25 protein-coding genes, 2 tRNA genes and 2 riboswitches are annotated in these 25033 nt (G+C 31.8%); of the genes, 9 read left to right on the top strand and 18 right to left on the bottom strand.

Features of this window, described 5'->3' with window-relative positions:
* Window positions 1-7: 7 nt before the first annotated feature.
* Genes B4J88_RS14165 through B4J88_RS14145 form a run of 5 tightly spaced genes read right to left on the bottom strand, consistent with a single transcriptional unit; the run spans window position 8 to window position 4410 of the window.
* Window positions 8-679, bottom strand: coding sequence for a phosphoribosylanthranilate isomerase (locus tag B4J88_RS14165; RefSeq protein ID WP_125349945.1), 672 nt, complete (start codon window positions 677-679; stop codon window positions 8-10).
* Complete coding sequence (trpC, locus tag B4J88_RS14160) at window positions 676-1461, bottom strand: indole-3-glycerol phosphate synthase TrpC (RefSeq protein WP_125349946.1); 786 nt, start codon at window positions 1459-1461, stop codon at window positions 676-678. The genes B4J88_RS14165 and trpC overlap by 4 nt, the downstream gene beginning before the upstream one ends.
* A complete protein-coding gene (gene trpD / locus B4J88_RS14155; protein ID WP_125349947.1) occupies window positions 1458-2444 on the bottom strand; it encodes an anthranilate phosphoribosyltransferase in 987 nt (328 codons plus the stop codon). The genes trpC and trpD overlap by 4 nt, the downstream gene beginning before the upstream one ends.
* 4 nt (window positions 2445-2448) lie before the next feature.
* The gene (locus B4J88_RS14150; RefSeq protein ID WP_125349948.1) at window positions 2449-3012 is read right to left on the bottom strand and encodes an anthranilate synthase component II; all 564 of its coding nucleotides are present in this window, start codon (window positions 3010-3012) and stop codon (window positions 2449-2451) included.
* Between the two features lie 3 nt (window positions 3013-3015).
* Window positions 3016-4410, bottom strand: coding sequence for an anthranilate synthase component I family protein (locus B4J88_RS14145; RefSeq protein WP_291067886.1), 1395 nt, complete (start codon window positions 4408-4410; stop codon window positions 3016-3018).
* A 253-nt stretch (window positions 4411-4663) separates the two neighbouring features.
* On the opposite strand from B4J88_RS14145, the gene B4J88_RS14140 reads away from it, so the two are divergent.
* Window positions 4664-5440, top strand: a complete 777-nt coding sequence (locus B4J88_RS14140; RefSeq protein WP_291067885.1) for an enoyl-CoA hydratase/isomerase family protein — start codon at window positions 4664-4666, stop codon at window positions 5438-5440.
* 72 nt (window positions 5441-5512) lie between these two features.
* Here B4J88_RS14140 and trxA read toward each other — a convergent pair whose 3' ends face one another.
* The 5 genes from trxA to B4J88_RS14115 all read right to left on the bottom strand — a co-directional run bounded on the left by trxA (window position 5513) and on the right by B4J88_RS14115 (window position 8275).
* Window positions 5513-5869: a thioredoxin gene (trxA, locus tag B4J88_RS14135; RefSeq protein WP_280050632.1), complete on the bottom strand. Its 357-nt coding sequence runs from the start codon at window positions 5867-5869 to the stop codon at window positions 5513-5515.
* Window positions 5870-6103: 234 nt separating this feature from the next.
* Window positions 6104-6739: a suppressor of fused domain protein gene (locus B4J88_RS14130; RefSeq protein ID WP_221855476.1), complete on the bottom strand. Its 636-nt coding sequence runs from the start codon at window positions 6737-6739 to the stop codon at window positions 6104-6106.
* 83 nt (window positions 6740-6822) lie between these two features.
* Window positions 6823-6895 (bottom strand) — tRNA-Met (locus tag B4J88_RS14125).
* Between the two features lie 6 nt (window positions 6896-6901).
* A tRNA-Met gene (locus tag B4J88_RS14120) sits at window positions 6902-6974 on the bottom strand.
* A 149-nt stretch (window positions 6975-7123) separates the two neighbouring features.
* Window positions 7124-8275, bottom strand: coding sequence for an LOG family protein (locus tag B4J88_RS14115; RefSeq protein WP_291067884.1), 1152 nt, complete (start codon window positions 8273-8275; stop codon window positions 7124-7126).
* A 126-nt stretch (window positions 8276-8401) separates the two neighbouring features.
* Window positions 8402-8489, top strand: a riboswitch (adenosylcobalamin-variant (AdoCbl-variant) riboswitch).
* A 129-nt stretch (window positions 8490-8618) separates the two neighbouring features.
* Here B4J88_RS14115 and B4J88_RS14110 point away from each other — a divergent pair.
* Window positions 8619-9032, top strand: coding sequence for an acyl-CoA thioesterase (locus B4J88_RS14110; RefSeq protein ID WP_114998110.1), 414 nt, complete (start codon window positions 8619-8621; stop codon window positions 9030-9032).
* 119 nt (window positions 9033-9151) lie between these two features.
* A complete protein-coding gene (locus B4J88_RS14105) occupies window positions 9152-10528 on the top strand; it encodes a tryptophanase (protein ID WP_291067883.1) in 1377 nt (458 codons plus the stop codon).
* A 40-nt stretch (window positions 10529-10568) separates the two neighbouring features.
* On the opposite strand, the gene B4J88_RS14100 is transcribed toward B4J88_RS14105, so the two are convergent.
* The 5 genes from B4J88_RS14100 to B4J88_RS14080 form a co-directional block, all read right to left on the bottom strand.
* Window positions 10569-12002, bottom strand: a complete 1434-nt coding sequence (locus tag B4J88_RS14100; RefSeq protein ID WP_260392384.1) for a M28 family peptidase — start codon at window positions 12000-12002, stop codon at window positions 10569-10571.
* A 125-nt stretch (window positions 12003-12127) separates the two neighbouring features.
* Entirely contained in the window at window positions 12128-12610 is a 483-nt protein-coding gene (locus B4J88_RS14095; RefSeq protein WP_038336778.1) for an inorganic diphosphatase, read from the bottom strand.
* A 30-nt stretch (window positions 12611-12640) separates the two neighbouring features.
* The gene (locus B4J88_RS14090) at window positions 12641-15178 is read right to left on the bottom strand and encodes a DUF5686 family protein (RefSeq protein WP_291067882.1); all 2538 of its coding nucleotides are present in this window, start codon (window positions 15176-15178) and stop codon (window positions 12641-12643) included.
* 76 nt (window positions 15179-15254) lie between these two features.
* The gene (locus B4J88_RS14085; protein WP_114998120.1) at window positions 15255-16232 is read right to left on the bottom strand and encodes a pyruvate dehydrogenase complex E1 component subunit beta; all 978 of its coding nucleotides are present in this window, start codon (window positions 16230-16232) and stop codon (window positions 15255-15257) included.
* Between the two features lie 158 nt (window positions 16233-16390).
* Complete coding sequence (locus B4J88_RS14080) at window positions 16391-16642, bottom strand: TM2 domain-containing protein (protein ID WP_125349960.1); 252 nt, start codon at window positions 16640-16642, stop codon at window positions 16391-16393.
* Window positions 16643-16817: 175 nt separating this feature from the next.
* Window positions 16818-16961, top strand: a riboswitch (cobalamin riboswitch).
* A gap of 34 nt (window positions 16962-16995) precedes the next feature.
* On the opposite strand from B4J88_RS14080, the gene B4J88_RS14075 reads away from it, so the two are divergent.
* A complete protein-coding gene (locus B4J88_RS14075; RefSeq protein WP_291067881.1) occupies window positions 16996-18804 on the top strand; it encodes a TonB-dependent receptor plug domain-containing protein in 1809 nt (602 codons plus the stop codon).
* A 6-nt stretch (window positions 18805-18810) separates the two neighbouring features.
* Window positions 18811-19887, top strand: coding sequence for a DUF5074 domain-containing protein (locus B4J88_RS14070; protein WP_291067880.1), 1077 nt, complete (start codon window positions 18811-18813; stop codon window positions 19885-19887).
* A 36-nt stretch (window positions 19888-19923) separates the two neighbouring features.
* Here the strand turns inward: B4J88_RS14070 and B4J88_RS14065 are convergent, their stop codons facing one another.
* On the bottom strand, window positions 19924-20829 hold the full coding sequence (locus B4J88_RS14065; protein ID WP_291067879.1) for an EamA family transporter: 906 nt from the start codon (window positions 20827-20829) through the stop codon (window positions 19924-19926).
* A 77-nt stretch (window positions 20830-20906) separates the two neighbouring features.
* Between B4J88_RS14065 and B4J88_RS14060 the strand changes: the two genes are divergently transcribed.
* The gene (locus B4J88_RS14060; RefSeq protein ID WP_291067878.1) at window positions 20907-21347 is read left to right on the top strand and encodes a nucleoside deaminase; all 441 of its coding nucleotides are present in this window, start codon (window positions 20907-20909) and stop codon (window positions 21345-21347) included.
* On the opposite strand, the gene B4J88_RS14055 is transcribed toward B4J88_RS14060, so the two are convergent.
* Entirely contained in the window at window positions 21344-22090 is a 747-nt protein-coding gene (locus tag B4J88_RS14055; protein WP_291067877.1) for an alpha/beta fold hydrolase, read from the bottom strand. The two genes, B4J88_RS14060 and B4J88_RS14055, sit on opposite strands and share 4 nt — an antisense overlap.
* 48 nt (window positions 22091-22138) lie before the next feature.
* On the opposite strand from B4J88_RS14055, the gene B4J88_RS14050 reads away from it, so the two are divergent.
* Together B4J88_RS14050 and B4J88_RS14045 are read left to right on the top strand one after the other, a co-directional pair.
* Window positions 22139-22618 (top strand): hypothetical protein, encoded by a 480-nt coding sequence (locus B4J88_RS14050; RefSeq protein WP_291067876.1) that lies wholly within the window; start codon window positions 22139-22141, stop codon window positions 22616-22618.
* Window positions 22619-22645: 27 nt separating this feature from the next.
* Entirely contained in the window at window positions 22646-23230 is a 585-nt protein-coding gene (locus tag B4J88_RS14045; RefSeq protein WP_291067875.1) for a hypothetical protein, read from the top strand.
* Between the two features lie 4 nt (window positions 23231-23234).
* On the opposite strand, the gene B4J88_RS14040 is transcribed toward B4J88_RS14045, so the two are convergent.
* Window positions 23235-23828, bottom strand: coding sequence for a hypothetical protein (locus B4J88_RS14040; RefSeq protein WP_291067874.1), 594 nt, complete (start codon window positions 23826-23828; stop codon window positions 23235-23237).
* Between the two features lie 130 nt (window positions 23829-23958).
* Between B4J88_RS14040 and B4J88_RS14035 the strand changes: the two genes are divergently transcribed.
* Window positions 23959-25017 (top strand): hypothetical protein, encoded by a 1059-nt coding sequence (locus B4J88_RS14035; RefSeq protein ID WP_114998143.1) that lies wholly within the window; start codon window positions 23959-23961, stop codon window positions 25015-25017.
* Window positions 25018-25033 lie beyond the last annotated feature (16 nt).

The raw sequence follows: 25033 nt of genomic DNA, 5'->3' as shown, positions 1-25033 counted from the left end.
TTCTTTTTTAATTTTGTTCAATTCGTCCATCAATTGTATCGATAAACTGTTTTACTTCGTCAGTTTTTTTTATTCCTGGTGCTGACTCAAAACCACTATTGATATCAAATCCAATACATTTCGGATGCTGAAAATTTTTCAAGATAAATGCATCTTCAAGTGTTATTCCGCCACTTAATAAAAAGGGTATTGATAACTGATAATTTGTTAACAATTGCCAATCAAATTTCTTTCCAGTTCCTCCGTAATTATTTGATTTTGTATCGAAAACAAAACTATCAATAACTTGTTGATAAGTGGTTAATTGTTGAAAATCTTCAATCGATTTTATGCCAACGGCTTTCCAAATTTTAAAGTCTAAAAAGTTTTCATCAGTTAATAATCGTTGATGTTTTTGATTGATTAATTCTTCACAAAAGTCAGCTGTTTCATCACCATGTAATTGGACAACATCTAATTTATATTCTTCAACTTTTTCGAGAATTTTCTCGACTGATTCATTCACGAAAACGCCAACTTTTTCTGCATTCGGAAAAACTTCAAAAATAGATTCGTCTTCTACAAATCTTTTTGATTTTGGATAGAAAATAAAGCCTACATAATCGGGTTCGATTGCTGCAATTTCTTTAAAATTTTCGATGTTATTATTTCCGCAAACCTTTACTTGAAAACGTTTCATTTTGATTCTTTTACAAATTGCTCAAATGCTTGAGATGGATTATCTGCTTTCATAAAATTTTCACCAATTAAAAATGCCTGAAATCCAGCTTGTCTTAATTCTTTTACTGTTTTAGGATCAGAAATTCCACTTTCCGCAACTTTAATTAAATCGGTTGGTAATTGTTTCAAGATTTGTTTTGATTTTTCAATATCAACTTCGAAATTTTTCAAATTACGATTGTTAATTCCAATCAAATCAATGAATTCATTTACCTTTTCTAATTGATCTTCTGAATGTAATTCCAATAAAACTTCTAATCCAATTCCCTTAGCAGTTTTAGCTAAATTATAGACTTCGTCTTTTGTTAAACATTCTGCAATTAATAACATCAAATCTGCACCAATCGCTTTTGTTTCGTACACTTGAAATTCATCAACAATAAAATCTTTACGCAAAACAGGAATATTCAACACTTCTTTTGCTTGTTTTAAATCATCAAAACTTCCGCCAAAAAATTGCTCATCTGTTAAAACAGAAACGACAGAAGCACCAAACTTTTCGTAACCGGAAACAACTTCTTTTACATTTGCGTCTTTGTTAATAAAACCTTTCGATGGTGATTTTCGCTTAAATTCTGCAATAATTCCAGATTTTAATTTATCTAAAATTGAAGCTTTTGTAGATTTAACAGGAAGCAAAAAATTTTCTGAATTTCTAAAACTTTCTATTGATTGAGTTTTCTGTTTTTCTAAAATTTCAATACGTTTTTGCGCGACAATTTCGTCTAATATCGTTTTCATGGTTTCATTAATTTTTGGAATACATTCAATGCTTTTTTACTGTCTAAACTTTCGTTCGCAATTGCTACACATTCGATTAAATCTTTGGTTGGATAAATTGTTTTAAGCGCTAAAGCAGCATTTGCTAAAACAACTTCTTTTTGTGCTTTAGTTGAATTTCCTTCTAAAACGCTCAAAAATATTTTTGAATTTTCTTCGATTGATTTTCCTCCTTTTATCTCATCAGGTTGAAGAATATTTAAACCAAAATCTTTACTTTCTAAAACAAATTCCCCCGAATTATTGAACACTTTTGTAGGCGATGTCAACGAAACTTCATCATAACCAGCCAACGCAGTCGAAATCGAATATTTCACGCCCGAATTTTGCATCACATAATGATATAATCGAGCAGTTTTGACATCATATGTTCCTAAATTTTGAAATTCTGGTTGAACAGGATTCACCAAAGGCCCCATTAAATTGAAAAATGTTTTTATCGCCAAACCTTTTCTAATCGGAGCAACTTTCGCTAAAGCCGGATGAAAGAGTGGCGCATGTAAAAATGTAATTCCAACTTCTTCGAACTCACGTTTTAATTTATCTTGATTAACAGAAAATTCGTAACCAAAATTATCCAACATATTCGAAGAACCGCTTACAGACGACGTTCCGTAATTTCCTTGTTTAATAATTTTCTCTCCAGCTCCAGCCAAGACAAAACAACTCAATGTCGAAATATTAAAAGTGTCTTTTCCGTCACCGCCCGTTCCTACAACATCAATCGCTTGCTTTGGTAAATTAACTTTGATGCATAAATCTAACAACGCTCGACGATATCCTTTTAATTCTTCCAACGTAATGTTACGCATATTAAAAATGGTCATAAATGAAGCTAATTCGACAGCCGAATATTTTTCTTCCGAAATTTCCACCATAATTTGATAGGCTTCATTTTCGCTCAAAGTATAATTTTCGAATAATAAATTTAATAATTTTTTCATCGTTTTAAGCTTCTAACCAATTCTTAATCATCTCATCTCCAAGTGGTGTTAAAATAGATTCTGGATGAAACTGAACACCGCGAACATCATACGTTTTGTGACGTAAAGCCATCACTTCTCCTTTTGGACCAACTGCTGTAATTTCTAATTCTTCAGGAAAATCTTCATTTGAAACTACCCAAGAATGGTAACGTCCAACTTCTAATTTTTTTGGTAAATTTTGGAATAACACTTCGTCTTTTATTACTTCAATTTTAGATTCAACTCCGTGAAAAACTTCTTGTGTATTTAATAATTTCCCTCCAAAAACTTCTCCAATTGCTTGTTGTCCTAAACAAACGCCAAAAATAGATTTTGTTGAAGCATATTTCTCGATGATTGGTTTCAATAAATTGGCTTCATCAGGAACTCCTGGACCTGGAGAAAGTAATATTTTATCATAATTATTCACATCTTCCAAAGTAATTCCATCATTGCGAACAACGGTAATATCATCGGCGAATTTCTTTAATGAATGCACTAAATTATAGGTGAACGAATCGTAATTATCGATAACTAAAATTTTCATAGTTTATAGGTTTTGAGCGATTTCTATTGAGCGACGAAGCGCTCCTAATTTATGATTGACTTCTTGTAATTCATTTTCTTCGACCGATTTGGAAACAACTCCAGCACCAGCCTGAAAATATAAGGTATTTTGTTTGCTGACGAACGTACGAATCGCAATCGCCATGTTGATGTCACCGTTGAATCCTAAATATCCAATTCCGCCACCATAAACGCCACGATTTTGATTTTCGTAACCGTCTAATAATTCCATTGCTTTGAATTTTGGTGCGCCAGAAAGCGTTCCTGCAGGAAAAGAATCGGCAAAAACTTTCATTGTATTCACACTCGGATCCAATTGTGCAGTTACTTTCGAAACCATGTGAATCACATGCGAGAAATATTGAATTTCTTTGTATTGCGCGACTTTTACATCAGTAGAATTTTGACTCAAATCGTTACGAGCTAAATCAACTAACATCACATGTTCCTCGTTTTCTTTAGGATCTGCGATTAATTTTTCGGTTAATTCTTTATCCAAAGTTGGACTTCCTGTTCTACGAACTGTTCCTGCAATTGGATGAATTTCTGCATGATTATTATTGATGATAATTTGCGCCTCTGGCGAAGAACCGAAGATTTTATAATTTCCGTAATCGAAATAAAACAAATAAGGCGAAGGATTTACCGAACGTAAAATGCGGTAAACATTGAATTCATCACCCGAAAATTTTTGTTTGAATTGACGAGAAGGAACAATCTGAAAAACATCTCCACGAAAACAAGATTGTTTACATTTTGTGACCATTTCTTTGAATTCATCATCCGTTAAATTCGATTGAATTTCAGATTCGACATTAAATCGATATTCAACAATTGATTTATTATGAACAACACTTTTAATTTCAGAAAATTTAGAAATTGTTTCTTCATTTTGATATTCGATAAACTGAATTTCGTTGTGAAAATGATTGAAGACCACAATATTTTGATAGAACGAATATGAAAATTCTGGAATCGTAGCTTCGTTTCCTTTTGCCGAAAATTTTACTGTTTCGAAATGTGGAATCGCATCCCACGCAATGTATCCGAATAAACCATTTACAGGTAAATCTTCTCCATTTTCAATAGCAAATTTAGAAGTAAATTCTTTGAATTTTTCTGTCAATTCTTGACCATTCAATGCATATTCTTTTGTTTCTCCATTTACATACGTTTCATTCACAATTCCGTTTGTAACCTTAAAAGTCGCGATCGGATTTAGGCAAATAAAAGAGTTAGCATCTGTCTTCGAATGATAGTCAGAACTCTCTAATAATAAGGCATTCGGATAAATATCTCGCAGTTTCAAATAAAGCTGAACAGGAGTCGTTAAATCTGCTAAAACAGTTTCTTTCTGTATCTTAAAAGTTAAATTCATTTGTTAAATATTTAGGTTTAGAGCACAAAAAAAGGCTTGTCGGTTACGACAAGCCTTTTCTACATATAACTGCAAAGAGGTCTTACGAACCAACGTTTTGTTGTTCGATATTCCACCACCAGTTATTTGTAAATAATGTTTTCATTGGGACAAATTTAGAAAGGATTTTGAATTGTACAAATTATTTTTTGATAAATTTTTTAGTTGAGTGAACAATTGATATTTTTGAGTGAATAATAAAAACACAAACAAAATGGAATATAATTATAACAATCTGATTGTTGAAGTAGAAAATAAAATTGCGTTAGTTACTTTAAATCGTCCGCAAGCATTAAATGCATTGAACAAAGATTTATTAAATGATATTTCAAACTTTTTTACGGATGCGGATTCTGATTCTGCTATTCGAGTAATTATTTTGACTGGTTCTGGTGAAAAATCTTTTGTTGCCGGAGCGGATATCAAAGAGTTTGCAAGTTTTGATGGTCGTCAAGGTGAGCAATTAGCTGCAAAAGGGCAAGAAAATGTTTTTGATAAAATTGAAAATTCTAAAAAACCTGTAATCGCCGCAGTGAATGGTTTCGCTTTAGGAGGTGGTTTAGAATTAGCGATGGCGTCTCATTTTCGTATAGCATCAACTAATGCAAAATTAGGATTACCAGAGGTTACATTAGGTTTGATTCCGGGTTATGGAGGAACGCAACGTTTGCCAAAATTAATTGGAAAAGGTCGTGCAATGCAGGCAATTATGACAGCAGATATGTTTACAGCTGAACGCGCGCATGAAATTGGTTTAGTGAATGAAGTTGTTGAGCAAGCTGAATTAATCAACCGTGCTAAAGAAATTGCGACTAAAATCTCTAGAAATTCTTCTGTAGCGATTCGCCATGCGATTAGAGCGATTAATGCATCGGATAAAGACAATGGTTTTGAAGTTGAAATTGAAAGTTTCGGAAATTTATTTGACGAAGAAGATTTCAAAGAAGGAACAACTGCTTTTGTTGAGAAAAGAAAACCTAATTTTAAGTAATTTACATAAGCAAAAAAATCCGCTCAATGAGCGGATTTTTTAATCGACTTTGGTTGCAAAGCAAACCTATTTTTAAATATATTTTTTGATTTCTACCACCAATTGTTCTTTTGGTCGTGCTCCACTTTGTTTCCATAATAATTCACCATTTTTGAAAATAGCAAAAGTCGGAACTCCTTGCACTTGATATCGTGCAGCTAAATCTTGATATTTATCAACATCCACTTTTAGGATTTTGACATCATCTCCCAATTCTTCTTTCACTTGTTGCAATACTGGCCCCATCATTTGACAAGGACCACACCAAGTTGCAAAAAAATCTAACAAAACTGGTTTATCTGAATTAATAATTTCTTCGAAAGTCATCGTTTTTGATTCTTCTTGGTTATTTGATTGATTTTTATTTCGGTTGAATAAATTTTTAAACATCTTTATTTTTTCTTCTTAAATATACTAAAAAAGCACTTCCGAAGAAGTGCTTCATAATTAGCTTTACTAATTATTAACCTAACCTATGAAAAATTTATTCTACTGTTAGTGCTACTAACATTTAGATATAATCAAAACAAATACCAAGCTTAAAATACTGACAATCTGTTTTTTACATTTAACATAATTTAAGAAATAGGTTAACGCAAATATGTTTTATTTTAAAAATTTCTACTATAATTCACACACAAATTTTGGATTAACTGACTTTATTTCAGCTATCACAGACATTATTTCTTCTTTGGTTGAATTATCTTCCAATCTTTTCAATTGTTCCGAATTCAAACCAATCATTTGTATAAATGTAACTTTTCCATGCGGCGTATCAATTTCATCTAAATCATCATCCTTGATAAAAGCCAAACCAACAATGTCCGTTTGCGAATCTGTACGAATTGGACCTCCTAAGGGTAAAAATTGGTATTCATCAAACCAAACTTTTGTTTCGTTCACGAATCGTCCCAAATTATTCATTAATTGAACCACCCAAAAAGGATCTTCACCATTATCATCTTTAACAGGTTTCACACGGAAAGAAAACTCAAATCCCCACTTACTAAAATCCGCTCCTACACTTTCCTCAGAATAGTATAAATGCGACATTCCGTAACTCACCAAATGATAATAACCATTGACATCAAAGACCGCAACTCCATCAATTGGATCATCACCTCCTTGAAAAGACATCACTTGAGGCGAATAAAAACGAGGCTCTAAAGTCCCATAAACTTCTTTTAAGCGATTTTCGATCGCAATTGCACCAACCGCTTGATCTGATTTATATTGTTTTTTGTATTCTTCTACATTCATGATGCAAAAATAGTTTATCCAATCTTAATTCTCAGTTAAAGACATAAAAAAAGAGAGCTTCTTGTTAGAAACTCTCTTTGTAGTAGCGAGGACCGGACTCGAACCGATGACCTTCGGGTTATGAGCCCGACGAGCTACCTACTGCTCCACCTCGCGATTTAGTAGCGAGAACAGGACTCGAACCTGTGACCTTCGGGTTATGAGCCCGACGAGCTACCTACTGCTCCATCTCGCGTTATTGGACTGCAAATATACGTTCATTATTTAAAATACCAAACATTTTTCGAAATTATTTTATTTTATTCGGACAAAAAACAAATAAAAACCACATAAAACACTACACTAAAGCAAGTTATTCAGTTTTAAATATTTTAAAAATATTCCTTAATTAACTTTGATTGGTGGATGATTTTCGATAAAATCAATTGCTAAATCAGCACTATCTGTTAAAAATAATAACTCTTTATATGGTCTTCCTGTTGCTAATTGATGCAAAACCGAATAAATCGCTGTATCTTCTACATATCTTTTCTTGCTCAAAAAAATCATTGGACTATAATATCCTGAAGTTCCGTAATGATTTTGAGTTGCTTCCTGAAAAATTTCTTGGGTTGTTCCTGCACTTCCAGGCGCATAAACCAAACCGAACAAGCTAATTGTTAACAACATATCTTCTCTGATACTATTTGAAAAATATTTTGCAATATTCGTGGCAAATAAATTACTTGGTTCATGACCATAAAACCACGTAGGAATTGCCAAACTTTCAGCACCATTTGGATAGATTTCTAAAACTTTTTTAGCATTCGTCATAAAATTCTTCGCCAAATATTCAGTTTTATCTTCATCAATAAAGTCTAAATCAGCCAAAATATGAATTGAATTCATCAAATCTTCATCCGAATAATTTGCCATATAAGCTCCTAGATTAGCAGCCTCCATAATTCCAGGCCCTCCACCAGAAACAACAAAATACCCTTTTTCAGTTGCTAATTTCGCCGCTTTTGCCGTTTCATTATAAAACTCAGAATTACGCGCAGTAGAATGTCCCCCCATAAAGCCAACCACTTTTTTCTTCGTCATTCCATTATCATCATATTTCAAAATTCGACGCAAACCATCATCAATAGACAAATCATGTAAGCGTTGTGCCAAAGCTTCTGAAACAGACGGATTATATTTATGTTTTTTAAAATGTTTATAGATTTTAAGATCGATACTTTGGTCATTATCTGGATTATAACCTTCCATCAGCTCTTGCCAAGTGTATAATTTTCCACGATAAGGATTATAAGGAACTGATTCAAATTTTGGATAAACAAATGCTCCTTTTTCAATTAAATAGATCGCTTCGTGTTGTTTAAACTTACAACCCAAAAACGATGTATTGCATAAATTATATTCTTCCCAATTAATTTCTTGACGCAAAAAATTAATATCTTGAACTACTTTATCGGTTAAATCTTTGGTTTGAGAAACTAATTCATTCCATTCTGATAGATTATGAACTAAATCTTTGATTGGTTTTATTTTCATTCTTTTTTCTTACTTCATTAAAAATTCGTAAAATGAATTTACACGAATTATTCCAAACCAACGAATTCGGCACAATAAATCTGCTAATTTTCATTTTTCTAATTTATATTTGCATCAAATTCGTGCTCAACTTATTGGGGAATCGTGTGCAATTCACGAACTGTCGCGCAACTGTGAATCAATATTTTTGATAAGTCAGAATGCCACTAATTGAGTTAATAATTAGTCAAAAACTTTCGCGAAAAAAGTAAAAATTATGTTCTATGAAATCATCAAACCACCACAAAAAAACATTATCAACTCAAAAAATAATGAAGAAAAGTAACGTGTAAATATTATGATAATGGAAGTGGAAAAAACACCAAGAGAAGAGTTGATCGAACAACGTATCATCAATTCTGAAACTCGCATTTTCAAAGCTGTTTTTCCAGGAGATACAAACCACCACAACACAATGTTTGGAGGGTCAGTAATGTATTTGATGGATGAAATTGCTTTTATGACAGCAACTCGTTTTTGTCGCAAACCTATTGTTACGGTAAGTAGTGACAAAATTGATTTTAAACACTCAATTCCAGCAGGAACTATCGTAGAAATGGTAGGAAAAGTGGTACGTGTAGGACGTTCAAGTTTGGATGTACAAATTGACGTTTTTATCGAAAGTATGTATCGTGACGGACGTGATAAAGCGATTTCTGGAACGTTTACATTAGTTGCAATTAACGAAAACAAACGACCAGTTCCTGTTATTGACTAACACGAGCTATAGAAAATTTTTAATCCTTTATCTTTTTGATAGAGGATTTTTTTATGATTTTCAATTAATAATTGATAATATTCTAAAGGTTTCTTAGTTTTACATTAAACACAAGAAAAATGGAATTACCTTTTGCCGAACCATTTCGTATAAAAATGGTCGAAGAAATTTATCAATCTACTCGAGAAGAACGCGAAAAGTGGATCGAAGAAAAAGATTACAACCTATTTAACCTAGAAAGCCACAAAGTATTTATTGATTTATTAACTGATTCTGGAACTGGAGCAATGTCTGATAAACAGTGGTCTGCAATGATGACTGGAGACGAAAGCTACGCTGGTTCTCAATCTTTCTTAAAACTGAGAGAAACCATTAATACCATTACTGGATTTGAGTTTCTTTTACCAACGCATCAAGGTCGTGCAGCGGAAAATGTATTATTTTCAGCTCTTGTAAAAGAAGGTCATGTTGTTCCTGGAAATTCGCATTTTGATACAACAAAAGGTCATATCGAATTTAGAAAAGCACACGCGATTGATTGTACTATTGATGAGGCTTTTGACAGCGAATTGATTCATCCTTTCAAAGGAAATATCGATTTACAAAAGTTAGAAAATGTTTACAAAGAATACGGAAAAGAACAAATTCCATTCACATTAATCACTGTTACGTGTAATTCTTCTGGTGGTCAACCTGTGTCAATAGAAAATATTCGTCAAGTTCGTGAATTGTCTAATCAATATGGAATTCCAGTCTTTTTTGATGGCGCTCGTTTTGCGGAAAATGCTTATTTCATCAAAGAAAGAGAAGAAGAATTCAAGACGAAAACGATTAAAGAAATTGTTTTAGAAATGTTTTCTTACGGAGATGGAATGACGATGTCTGCGAAAAAGGATGGTTTGGTAAATATTGGTGGATTTATTGCACTGAATAATGAAGAGCTATATAAAAATTGTGGGAATTTTGGAATTATCTATGAAGGATATTTAAGTTATGGCGGTTTAGCTGGACGTGATTTAGCAGCTTTAGCACAAGGTTTACAAGAATCGACAGAATATTCTTATTTACAATCGCGCATCAAACAAATTGAATATTTAGGGAATAAATTAATTGAGTTTGGAATTCCAATTCAGCAACCAATTGGTGGACACGCTATTTTTGTTGATGCTGTAAAGTTTTTACCAAATGTAACGCGCGAAGAATTTCCTGCACAAACATTGGGAATCGAATTGTACAAAGAAGCTGGAATTCGTGGTGTAGAAATCGGAACTATTTTGGCAGATCGTGATCCTAAAACACGTGAAAATCGTTATCCAAAATTAGAATTATTGCGTTTAGCAATTCCAAGAAGAACTTATTTCCAAAGTCATATGGATTATATCGCGGTTGCGTTGAAAAATATTTTTGATCGACGAAACGAAATTAATTCTGGTTATGAAATTTCGTGGGAATCTGAAATTTTAAGACATTTCACTGTAAAATTGAAAAAGAAATAAATAAAAAATCCTTCAGAAATTCTGAAGGATTTTTTTGATATTACCATCTCCAATCGCCCGAAATACGAAGTGGAGTTTCTAAATTTCCTTTGATTAAGGCTTCTTTTACTTCTTGCTCGTTCCAACGTTTTGAAGGAATTTCTTTCAAATTACTCAAACGATACAACAAATAGGTTTCCAAAATCACATTATTTTTCAAACCAATTTCTTCTACATAATCAAATGTATCGCAATTCGCGTGGTAACAATTTAACGCTCCTTTTGTAAATTGACTATCCGAAAGCCCAATAATAGGCACGCCTTGCAACATAAACGGTTGATGATCTGAATGTAAATCTACACTCGCAAATGTTTTCAATTTAAAATCTGGAATTACTTTTTGCACATCATTCGCATAATCAGTTAAAATAGGTAAATTACTTTCCATTGTCGAATAATAAGACTTTGGATTTGTTGTCATATCCATATTCGACATTGCTTTGATTTGATTGATAGAACCATCTTTCAGCGCTCGATTGACGTAATATTTAGAACCTATCAAACCAACTTCTTCGCCCATAAATAAAACAAATTCTATTGTTCGATCATTTTGAAGATTTAACTTCTTATATGTTCTCGCAATATCCATCACAGAAAAGCTTCCAACACCATTATCAATCGCTCCTGTAGCCAAATCCCAACTATCTAAATGTCCTCCAAGAACTATTTTTTCGTTTGGAAATTTAGAACCGATTTTCTTTGCAATAATGTTGCGACCTTTCATTTGTCCAACATCATTTTTCATTTCGATTTTAGCAATTTCTTTTCCTTTTGATAGATTTTCTTTAATTTTCAATCCATCTTCTAAACTAATATTAATTGCAGGAATTTTAATAATTTCTCCCGTTACAGAAGCCGTTCCTGTCAATAGAATTCCTCCAGCAGGGCGATTAAACAAGATAATTCCTTTCGCTCCGTACTTTTCTGCTAAAGCTGTTTTTTCGGAACGATGTAGATTTTCTATTTCTTTTGGCGTTCCATCCAACAAACCAAGCGCAGCAAAAACAATCTTTCCTTTTACTTTATCACCAATCTTTTTGTAATCTTCTTCAAGTCCATTTCCTAAATCAATCAATTCTCCCGAAAGACTAACATTTTCTGGCGAATGCGCCAAAGCAACGGCTTTTATAGGTTGATTATTGATTTTTAAATCTAAACTTCTACGATTCCATCCGCTAAATGTAAACTCTTGAAAAGACACATCATAACCATACGAACGCAACAAATTTGCTGCATATTCTTCTGCTATTCGTCCATTTTCTGTTCCTGTTGCACGATGTCCGATTGTTTCGGTTGCTTTTTTTAATTGTTGATAAGCTTCAGAATTTTGTTTTACTTCTTTGTTAATCAAGTCTAAAACTTGTTGATTAGTTTGAGCAGATAAACTCATGATTGTAGAGATTAAACCTAGTGTTAATAAAAATTTCGATTTCATGTGTGAGTATTTCTATAAACTTAAAAATGTTTTTGGAAATAGTTGATAGAATGGAAGAAAAATTTACTTAAAAAAAATAGTCCTCAAAAAATGAGGACTATTTATATGAAATTATAAATTATTTCTTAATGAGCTGGTACGAAACGCTCTCTTGCATCTTGCAATAATTGTTCTGCTTCTGCTTTATCACCGTACCCTTCAATTGTTGTTGTCTTATTTTCTAAGTCTTTATAAACTCTGAAAAAGTGCTCAACTTCTTTCAATGTATGAGGATTCATATCAGTGATGTTTTCTAATTGGTTCCATGTTGGATCAGCAACTGGTACACAAATTAATTTTTCATCTTGTCCTTTGTCATCAGACATTTTAAGAACACCGATTGTTTTTACTTCGATTACACATCCAGGAACAGTAGGTTCTGTTAAGAAAACTAATACGTCAATTGGATCTCCGTCTAATCCTAATGTATTTTCTACGAAACCGTAATCAGCTGGGTAGAACATTGGAGAGTATAAAACACGATCAAAACGGATTCTTCCTGTTTCGTGATCCATTTCATATTTATTGCGAGATCCTCTTGGGATTTCAATGATTGCATCAAAAGTCATTGTAATATTCTTTTTTTTATTATGTATTTTCTAAAAATTCCAATCTAAACCGATTGTGATGCCAAATTTACGAACATCTGGCAAATTATTATAATTTCCGCGCCAATTAAAATCAACACGTATTGGTCTAATGTTTCCAAAACCAATGTTTTCGATCCCAAACCCGTATTCGTAGTAGATTTGTTGATTTGGTGCAAAATATTCTATTGTCGAACGATTAATAGCTTTACTTTTCTCAGAAATGTCTCCGTAAGCCGCTCTCAAGAATCCAACTTCTCTTAATTTTAATTTTTTGATTAACGGAACTTTGTTCAAAATCCAACCGTTAAAATGATGTTCCCAGTTCATCGTTACATATTCGTCTGTTACAAATTCATAATAATCTAATTGTGAAAATGTACCATAAACTTGTCCGTAACTCTCATTTCCAGGTAACGCACTCATTAATGATAAAGGAACACCTTGAAATGTTTTTCCTGCTTCTACAGTTACCAATGATTTACCAAAAGATCCAATCAAAATTGGTTGTGTATATAAAAATTGTAATTTATCATATTCAAAATCTGAATTAATTACACCTTTCAATCCTTTTGTATAACGCAACATCAACGTTGGTGCAAGTGTTGTCATTTCGTAACGATCAATTCCATATTGAGAATATTTTGCACCTGGACGAGCAATTACCGAAACACTTACACTTGAATTTGTTAAAGTTTCTTTTATCTGACCATTTTTTTCATAACCAATCGAGAAATGTTCTGCATCTGCTGGTTTGATTAATTGATAATTTCCATCAACACGAAATGTTACATTTTTCCAAGGTTCAATCGATGCATACACATTTGTCAAATTATTATTACTCAAAAATGTATTATCTCCTTGATTGATGATTGATGACGAAGCAAAACTACGCGTCATAATTCCGTCAGAAGCCGTTAACGTTGCAGCCAATTGTTCTACATCACGTTTTGTTCCGATACCGACTTGAAAACGATTATATTTATTGAACATATAACGAAAATCTGCTCCATATTTGAATTTTTCATCTCGAAAACCATATGCCAAGAAACCTTGCGCACGCCACATATCATTTTGCGAAAAATATGTACGAGCTCCAGCTCTCAAACGGAAACCTTCGATTTGGTTGTATCCAAAAGACGAATATAAATTCCCGATATCAATTGCATTTCCGACATTGTAATATCCAGAACCAAAAATCTCGATTGCTTTCACAATATTATTGAATTTTGGTACTTTATTTAATTGTTCTAATGTTTCGTAAATCCCTTCTTGATCTTTTGTTAAAGCTTCAGGACGATTTTCTGCCCAAAACTGATTATCTTTTTCGTTAAGCGCAGCTTTTGCTGGATCTAATTTCTCGTAATAAAAAGCTTCGGGATGTGTTGTATCGAAATCGTAATTGTAATAATTCACCGTTTTATGCGCAAAAATTCCTTTCGCACTTTCCTTTTTACTCAACAACGACATATCCAACATCGCGTATTCTTTTTTCGGATAGAAAATAGAATCGTTTGGAATATCATATTCTAAATTCATGAAAATATTACGCACAAAATTCACATTCATTTCTTTCGTTGTCTCCATCACAACTTCTTTTACCGCATAGGCATCTTTCGAGATATATAATTCTCCTTTAAATGTCAATTCTCCTTCGCGACGCGGATAATATTTGATTCGATAAGATTCTATTCCATCTACATCAACTGTATCTTTCAATTCATAATCATAAACAGCGAAACCATCTGTAGCAATTGGACTCACAAATTTAATGTCTAAAATATTGACACGATTATCATAAATATCAATATCACGGAAAAGATTTTTTACCGTAGAAGCTACCACTTCATTTTTCTCGAAACCTGATGTTTTATTCGCAATTAATTCTCGACGCTCTTTTGTTGAAGGTTTATTAATTCCCGCAATATTGTAAATTGACTCATTCAAGAAAGCTGGTAAATATGTTTTTCCGTTGATAGAAGAAGTATCTACTTTCTCGAAAACAAACTCCATTCCTTTAAAAATCTTACGTTTCATAAAAGTTGAATCAATATTACTAATATCAAATTGCAACTTTTCGTATTCATCATATTGGTAATGTGGCGCTAATTTTAGCCCATTTTTCTTTTTACGCTTCCATACTTCACGCAAAATAGCATAAGCTGGATTTTCTTTCTTTTTAAGACGTTTTTTCTTTGCCGAAACAACCGCAGTTTGTAAATCTACTGTTCCATCATCTTCTTCGGAAGTATTATCTTCTGCTAAAAATAATTGAGCAATAAAATTATAATCAATTTTATTTTCGATTACATAATCAGAAGTTTCGTATCCATTTTTTGATACGACAATTTTATTTGCATTCGAACTAGATTCGATATAAAAAGTACCATCAGAGTTTGATGTTGCACTTACTTTAAGTTCTGGTAAACGAATATCTGCGTAAGGAATAGGCTTCTGAGTTTCAGAATCGATGACCTTTCCTTGAATTTTTACTTGCGCGTGTACAGACGCTAAAACAACTATAAAAAAAGATGTTATATAACTTTTCATCAATAAGATTTGGTTAAAAAAATAAAGCCTAGCAAAATGTATGCTAGACTTTACAAATATAGTTTATAAATCTTAATTATTTATACATCACAGCTTTTACAGCTTCAACTACATCTTTTGCATTAGGAATCCAAGTCTCATACAAGTTTGGAGCATAAGGCGCTGATGTATCTTTTGTTGTGATACGTTTGATTGGTGCATCTAAATAATCGAATGCTTTTTGTTGAACCATATACGTAATTTCTGAAGCAACTGAAGCGAAAGGCCAAGCTTCTTCTAAAACTACTAAACGATTTGTTTTCTTAACAGATTTGAAAATTGTATCGTAATCTAATGGACGAACTGTACGTAAGTCGATTACTTCTACAGAAATTCCTTCTTTAGCTAATTCATCAGCAGCAATGTAAGCTTGCTTAATGATTTTCCCGAAAGAAACTAACGTTACATCTGTACCTTCACGTTTGATTTCTGCTTTACCAATTTCGATTGTGTATTCTTCATCTGGCATTTCCATTTTATCTCCATACATCTGTTCAGATTCCATGAAAATTACTGGATCGTTATCACGAATTGCAGATTTTAATAAACCTTTTGCATCATAAGGATTTGAAGGAACAATTACTTTAAGACCTGGTACATTTGCATACCAATTCTCAAAAGCTTGTGAGTGTGTTGCACCTAATTGTCCTGCAGAAGCAGTAGGTCCTCTAAATACAATTGGACAGTTGAATTGTCCTCCTGACATTTGATAAATTTTTGCAGCGTTATTGATAATTTGGTCAATAGACACTAATGAGAAGTTGAATGTCATGTATTCTACGATTGGGCGACATCCCGTCATTGTAGATCCAATTGCGATTCCAGAAAAACCAGCCTCTGCGATTGGCGCATCAATTACACGTTCTGCTCCAAATTCGTCTAACATTCCTTTCGAAGCTTTGTACGCTCCGTTGTATTCTGCTACTTCTTCTCCAATTAAAAATATAGATTCATCGCGACGCATTTCTTCACTCATTGCCTCTGCGATTACTTCTCTAAATGTTTTTATAGCCATTTTATGCGATTTCGTTCTTTATTATATTTTTTCCTAAAGCAAATGTAATAAAAAACTTGCGAATTATTTAAAACGAATTCATTCAATAAAAAAATCCCAAAATAACTTTAGATTATTTTGGGATCGAAAAATAATTGAAAAAGAATGTAATCTCTATTTTAAAACCAGCCTTTGTGACCTTTTACATAAGTTTCATCAAACTCTTCATCAGATTTTGTTAAATACATAATTCCTTCGATTAATCCAATAAGTCCTCCTGCTCCACATGTCACAAGACCAATAATTAATTGAATAACACCTTCTTTAGTGTAGCCTAAATAAAATTTGTGAACTCCTAAAGTTCCTAATACTATCGCTAAAATTCCGGCAATAAGTTTTTTCTCTGATTTGTACGGTTGATTGTTTTCCATAATTTTTAAAGTTTAACTAAATAATTGTTTTTGTTGGTTACAAATTTAATTTGTCCATCTTTCTTAAAAATCACTAGATATAATGATTTTGAATATTGTACAAATAAAATAAATCTGATCTTAATTTAAGGTTAACGATTTAACAATCTACTTTTTATAAAATCAATTGCTTTTCTTTACATTTGCATAAAATGGTGCTCAACGAGTGAGTTAAAAGGGAATTTGGTTCAATTCCAAAACTGTCCCCGCAACTGTAAATTCTAACATACTTTTTGTAAAAAGAATAAGTCAGGAAACCTGCCATTGCTAACGAATTAATAGAAAATGTTTTCGGAGGAAAAACAGATTTTAATATGAAAAAACTTTTTCTTTGTTTTAATCTTATCGCTGGAATTGCTTTTGCACAGACGGATACCATCAATTTGAAACCTTTGATTTTGAACGATGCTTTTCTTAAAAATCATTACAAATCTCAAAGTATTATCAAACTTAATGATAGTATTTTAGAGCAAAATCCTAATCAACTGACGCAAGTTTTACAAGAGCAAACGCCAATTTATTTTAAAGAAAATGGACGAGGAATGGTTTCTTCACCTTCGTTTCGAGGAACTTTAGCTTCGCACACAGCCGTAATTTGGAACGGAATTAATGTCAATTCGCAAACAACAGGACAAACGGATTTTAATTTATTTGCAAGTAATTCGTTTGACGGAATTTTAGTGAAACCAGGCGGCGGAAGTATTGCGTATGGAACAGGTTCTATCGGCGGTACAATTCATTTGTTGAATAAATTTGAGTATGACAAAGGTTTACAGCAAAAAATAAATTTAGGATACGGAAGTTACGATACATGGTCGGGAAAATATCAGTTGAAATATAGTACAGAAAAATTTAGTTCTTCAATCGATTACGAACGAAATCAATCTGATAATGATTACAAAATTCCGAATCACATGAAGAAGAATTTGAATGGAAAATATTATTTCAATACAATTAATGGAAATTTTGGTTATAAAATCGATCCTAAAAATGAATTGAAACTTTATTCGATGTTCAATTTTGGAAAGCGTGAATTTCCTTTGGTTGACATTGGTTCAACGCCTTCTGGATACGAAAATCAGGATTACCGTTTGATGACAGAATGGAATTTCAATCCAAATGAAAAGTGGCTATCGCAGTTAAAATTGGCATATATCCGAGAAGAAAACAGTTATTTCAACAATATTCACAAATCTTATTCGGACGATTTACAGGTGGATAATTATGTTTTAAAATATTATCTGAATCATCAATTGACTAATAATTTCGAGCTTTCATTTTTATCTGAAGCTAATTATAATCAAGGAAGTGGAAATAATTTGAATAAAAGCGATCAAAACTCAATCAATTTTGCCTTAATCGCGAAGCATAAATTATCAGATGTTTTGGAATACGAAGCGAGTATTCGTCAAGATTTTTCTGATACGTACCAAAATCCATTTATTTATTCATTGGGTTTTAATTTTCGTCCGATTCATTCGTATCAATTGAGAGGAAATGTTTCGAAAAATTTCAGAAATCCAACCTACAATGATTTATTTTGGAAAACTGGTGGAAATCCAGATTTGAAATCAGAATCAGCTTATCAATTTGAATTAGGAAATGATTTTATCAGCAAAAATTTAAACATTCAAACCAATATTTTTTATAATAAGTTGAGTGATATGATTCAATGGATTCCGAGCTCGCAAAACAGTTCTTATTGGGTTCCTGTGAACATCAACAAAGCAGAAACCTATGGTTTTGAAATGATTGGAAATTACAAATGGAATGTGTTTACTTTCAACACAACTTATGCATACACCAAAACAAAAGATAAATTTAAAAATAAGGAATTGATGTATTCCCCAAACCATAAATGGACGGCGAGCGCACAATACACTTACAAACGTTTATCTGCTTTTGTACAAAATATTTATACAAGTAAAGTTTTTACCGATTCGGAAGAAGAAAGAACACTTGATAGTTTTTGGCTAACGAATTTAGGTTTAAATTATACGATTTCACCACTTTATATCGTTTCTATGAGAGTAAATAATGTGTTTAACCAAGAATATCAAACGCAAGAAAATCGTTGGCAACCAGGCACAAATTATAACATACAAATACAAATAAAATTTTAAAAAACTATGATTAAATTTAAATCAATCGCACTTATAGCCTTGGCAGGAGTATTTTTACAGTCTTGTTCAAATGACGATGATGGACCAAACAATGATCCTGAAAAAGGAAATTATTCGAAAGGAGTTTTTATTTTGAATGAAGGAGGTTTCAATTCAGCTAACTCAGAAATCACTTATTTTGATCCAACAAAAGATGTAAGTACAACAAATCCTATTCAAGAAATTTTCAAGACTGCGAACGCAGGTGCGCAATTGGGTTCTGTAGGACAAAGTATGTATTTCAAAGGAAACAAAGCTTATATTGTTCTTAATGTTTCTAATAAAGTAGAAGTTGTAGACAACACAACTTTCAAAAAAATTAGTACAATTCCATCATCAGATAATATGAGCAACCCTCGTTATATCGTTTCTGATGATCAATTTTTGTATATCTCAAACTGGGGAGATCCTAATGTTACGACAGACGATTTTATTGCAAAATACAAAATCAATGATTTAACTTTCGTAGAAAAATATAAGGTTGACGAAGGTCCAGAAAAAATGATTCTTGACAATAACAAACTTTATATTGCACAAAAAGGAGGTTGGGGAACAGGTAAAACAGTTACAATTATTGACCTTAAAACAAATGATAAAAAAAGTATAAATGTTGGTGATGTTCCGACGGATTTAACAATTCAAAACGGAAATTTATTTGTGCTTTCGCAAGGTGTTAATTGGGGAACTACTACAAAAGGAAAATTGGTTCGTTATAATTTAACTTCAGAAGATAAATTAGAAATGAATTTTCCTGATGGACAACATCCTAATTTCTTAGTTGCGGAGAATAGTAAATTGTATTACATCGTTAATAATTCTGTTTATTCTATGGCTACAAATGCGACAGCTTTGCCTACAAAAGCAGATTATATAACAGGTGCTGATAGTGTATATGGTTTTTATGTAAAAGGTGATACTTTTTATGTTTTAGACGCAAAAGATTACAATTCTAATGGACGATTATTAATTCAGAATGCACAAGGAGGTCTTAAAAATCCAGCAATTACAACTGGAGTTTCACCAAATTCTGTTTACATCAAATAATATTTCCTGAAAAATCAACATAAAAAAATCTGAAGTTTAGACTTCAGATTTTTTTATGTTCTTTATTTTGAAAATGGTTTGTGAATTAAACACAACAATCGCGAGTAAAATCAAACTATAACCGATCATTTGCATTGGTGAAACGGCTTCTTTGTAATAGAAAATTGCCAAAACAAAATTCATAATTGGATTCAAATAAATTAAAATTCCAACGGTTGAAGAATCAATTCCTTTTAAAGCAAAATTGTTTAAGAACATTGGAATGATAGTGAACAAAATCACAATCATCATAATACATTGATAGAAAATTGTTTCGGTCGGAATTGGTCCCGAAAAGATGAAAACCAATGGCAACATCAGAATAGCTACAATTAATAATTGTGTCATCAACAAATTGAAACTATCAAAAACATTCAAACTTCTCTGAATAATGATATACAGTGCAAATGTACAAGCTACAATCAAACTATAAACCAAGTCTATAAGATGACCTATAGAAAGAACTAAACATGCTAAAAGACTAATACCAACTGCAATCCATTTTATTTTGGTTAAATGTTCTTTCAGAATAATGAAAGCCAAAACAGTTGTAATAATCGGACAAACTAAGTAAGAGAGCGATGCGGCTTGCACACTAATATGATTCATTACGATAATAAACATCAACCAATTTGTCATCAAAATCAATGATCCGCCAACAATTAAACTTCCTAATTTTTTCTGTTTCTTTTTATCAAATGATTTGAATAAATCATAATCAGCTTTCATCTTATTACGTCGAAATCCAACATTAATGACCACTAAAAAGAAAACGGAAACATACAATCTAAAAAATAGAATATCCAAAGGTGGATAACCGGCGATCGGTTTCAATCCGAAACTAAAAAATCCCCACATAAAGTAGGTTATAATGGCTGCAATGATATATTTTGATTGATTCATAAAAGAGGCGTCAATTTGTACAAATGTATCGAATATCCAATTTGGAAATGATTATTTTTGCCTTAAATTTTATAGAAATGGAAAATCTTTTTACAGACGAATATTTTATGCGAATCGCCTTTAACGAAGCAATTACAGCTTTCGAGCGAGACGAAATTCCAGTTGGAGCTGTGATTGTTTGCAACAACAAAATTATCGCGAAAGCACATAATTTAACCGAAACGTTGACTGATGTTACGGCGCACGCTGAAATGCAAGCGATTACTTCTGCTGCAAATTATTTGGGTGGAAAATATTTACAAGATTGTACGTTATATGTAACCTTAGAACCTTGTGTCATGTGTGGTGGCGCTTTGTATTGGAGCCAAATTTCGAAAGTAGTTTATGGTGCTTCGGATGAAAAACGTGGTTTTAAAGTGAAAATTGGGGAATTACATCCAAAAACTGAAATTGTTTCGGGAATTATGGAAGATGAATGCGGTCAATTGATGAAAGAATTTTTCCAACGCAAGCGTTAAGTCGATTTCAAAATCGATAAAACTTCGTCATAATTTTCTATAAAAGCCATGTGTCCTCCATCAAATTTATACAAATGAATATTAGGTAAATCTGGAATTAAGGTTAAAAATAATTCAGGATTAACCGTTTCATCATTCAGTCCAACAATGATATAAATTCCACCTTTGAAATCATACAAAATCGACGAACGATCTGGACGCTCACGCATTCCTTTCAAAGCTGCACAAACGCCTTCGATTGGAGTTTTCAAAGCAATTTCTTTTACAAACTTCAACTCATCTTTGAATTGCTCACGATGATGCGCCGCAAATAAAGTAGGCATGCTAAAACTCACCAACGCATTGAAATTTTTACGAGCTGTTTCACACGCTTTCAAACGTTGATTTTTCTTCGCTTCATCATCTGGCAAAGTCGAAGAGTTGATCAAAACAATATTTTCTACACGCTCTGGAAAAAGTTCAGCCAACGTGCACGTCACATAACCACCCATCGAATGTCCAACAAAAGTTGCTTTTTCTAGATTTAATTCATCCAAAACCGCAATCACTTTTTCAGCCATTTCTTCCATCGTATTCACCTCTTGCGAATTTTCAGAATTTCCATGCCCAGGCAAATCAATTGTAATAATTTGCACATCTTTCTCAAGATTCTTTCGTAAATTATTCCAAATTAAATGACTTTCTAAGAAACCGTGTAAAAACACAAAAGGTTTACCGTATCCTGTATTTTCGTAAAACAACATATAGTTTGGTTCAGAATTTGTAATTAACTAATGCACAAATTTACAATAATGAAAAAATATAGTCCCATAATAATACTATCAATAGCTATTGGCGCTATTATCATTTATTGTATGACAAAAAATGAGCCTCTTACGATGGGAGATTCTGTACAAAAAGTAATCAAAAAAGATTCTTCTTTTCAAGAAATTGCTTTGGCTATACCAAAGATTACGAATAATTCTGAATTGAAATTAATTCATGGAAAAGGCGAATTTGAGATTGAAAAAGAAGCGAAAGAACAACAAACTTTTAGTTTTAGGAATGATTCTTCTTCCTCTGTTTTTATTCAAATTATTCCTCAAAATAAACTCGGAAACATCAGAATTAATCAACTTATCTCTCCAAATAACGAAAAAGATGGTCCTTTTGGACAAGAAATCAATTATGATTTAACCGAAAAAGGTTTATATCAAATCCGAATTGGCGAAAGTTTGATGCAAGGTGATCCATTTGAAGGAAAATATACCTTGAAATTGCAGTTAAAATAGTTACTTTTACAGAAGAATTTTTCTGTTATGAAATGGACTTTTATCGCTTTTATTACATTGATTACGCTTTATAGTTGTGAAGACAAATCTACACCAACCATTTATCCAAGCAAGATTGGAGTTGATTCTGCGTACAAAGATTTGGTAAAAAAAGATAAACCAATAACAGAAGATGTGATGAAAGAGGAAGTCGTGAAAACAACTTCACCTCAGAAAAAAGTTACTGCAAAACCTCAACAAAAAATTGTGTCTAACACAGATAAAATTATTCCGTTAAGTGCTAATAATACTACCGAAAATCTGGAAGTAAGTTATGCAAAAGCTAAAGCAGAAGCAACTAAAATAGTAGGACAAACAAATACGTTTACCTTTAATGCAGATTCTGCTAAAAAAGTTTGGATCAAAATTTCTGCTCAAGATTCTACAGCAAATATCCGAATTAATCACATCAAAGGCCCTGTGGATTCTATAAAAGGTGGACCATTTGGCAAAGAAACCATCTTCGAATTACCTGCGCGTGGCCTGTATCAATTCTCGATTTCGGAAAAACCAACAAACCCAAAACCATACGCTGGGAAATATAAAGTTGAATTGAAATTATTGTGGAAATAAATTTCTATTTGTAGTAGATTTTGTAGTTGAGTGAATGATTTTTCAAAATATCTTGTTTAATCATTCCTCCATTAATTTCATAATATAAATCAACTGGTTGTTTCGTATTTATCAAATCAAAATAGCCATTCCCTTCGGGACAAAAAGGATTTTCGTAAGAAGTTTCTAAACCAATAAAATAATTTTTAGCTTCAGAAGGTTTAAGTTTTAAATGAATAGGAAAAATATATTTTCCTTGATAATCTTTGTCTACTTCAAACCATTTTTCGTCGATTAAACTTTGTTTATCCTCAATCGATTTTAGAATTATCGGTTTGAAATAATAATATTCATTGCAATAATTTTTCTTCTTCACTTTTGATTCAAACAAAATTTCGATTGCTACAATTTCAATTTCTTTCTCGTTTGGAAGCAATAGATTCGAAAATATTTTGAGTCCAAAACTTGTGTTATCCGTTAATCTTTCAACATTTTTAAACTTTGGACGAAATTGTTTGTAGTTGGAATAATTCATAACCTCAACTTGATTAAGATTAATCGTATCCAACTTTTGAGCAAAGCTTATCACAGAAAATAAAAAGAGAATTAGAAATTTCATTTTGTAAAAATAAAAAAGTTTTCAGTAAACGATTTTCACAATTCATCCTAAAAAATCAACAATTCGTAAATATATATTTATACAAGTCTTTTGCTAACTATAGTTTTGATGAAAATTAACAACAAACAACATGAAAACACTTATCAAAACCCTAAAAATCTTTTTTATTGCATTGATTTCAATAATTACTTTTATTTTTTTGTATTTACTTATTAGCAATAAAATTTTCCTAGGATCTAAAAATCAAACAAATATTGACTATCTAAAAAATAACAAAACAACAATTGACAATAACTTTAATATTCAGATTTTTGATAATAATTTCAACACTTCAAATGTTATTCTATTAGGCGAAATTCATGGTTTTGCTGACAATCAAAAATTAGATGAATTTATGTTTAAATATTTGAATAAAAATCTTGGGTTCAACTATTACATCGCAGAAATGGACAGTTTAAATTCTAAAAAATTAAACACATTTCTAAATTCTGATATTAAAAACGAAAAATTATTAAAAGAAGTTGTTTTAGCTATTAAAAAAAGAATTCCTCAACAATCAAGTCAAGAGTTACTAAAAAAATGGAGCAACTTATATGATTACAATAAAACATTAAATGATTCATCAAAAATTGTTGTTTTGGGTATTGATACAAATTTTGATGATTCTAATAGCAAAATTTCAAGAGATTCAGCAATGATTGAGAATTTTAAACATGTCATTTCAAAGAATCATCTACAAAATGAGAAATTCTATGGATTATTTGGACTTTTTCATACACTTCAAAAAAGTATGAATGACAAAGAAAAACCTTTTGCAGAAAGACTTTTAGATAATAAATATAAAGTAACAAGCATCGTAAGTTATACATTGGATAGTGAAATGTATTTACCTAAAAATGATCAATTTCCTACTCCAGAAGATGAAAAAATAAACTGGGTAAATGCTGATGGACCAATGATGTTAATAAAAGGTATTCTTGATTTTAAAGAACTTGCAGAGCCTAATTCCATTTCAATTTTTAATCTTAATGCAAAAAATTCACCATATAGATCTTCTCAAAATTTAATTAAAACAAAATCAAGATTATTTGGAGAGAACTTTATGCCAAAAGAAAATTTAAAAACAACTGATTATTTTCAATACGTTGCAATTCTTCGAAATTCTGAAGCGTTAACTCCAATTCAATAATAAAAAAACGGAATCT

The sequence above is a fragment of the Empedobacter sp. UBA5036 genome (genome assembly GCF_002415215.1).
Lineage (GTDB): Bacteria > Bacteroidota > Bacteroidia > Flavobacteriales > Weeksellaceae > Empedobacter > Empedobacter falsenii_B.
Note: the sequence above shows the minus strand (reverse complement) of the source record. Positions and strands in the feature narration are given on the sequence as shown.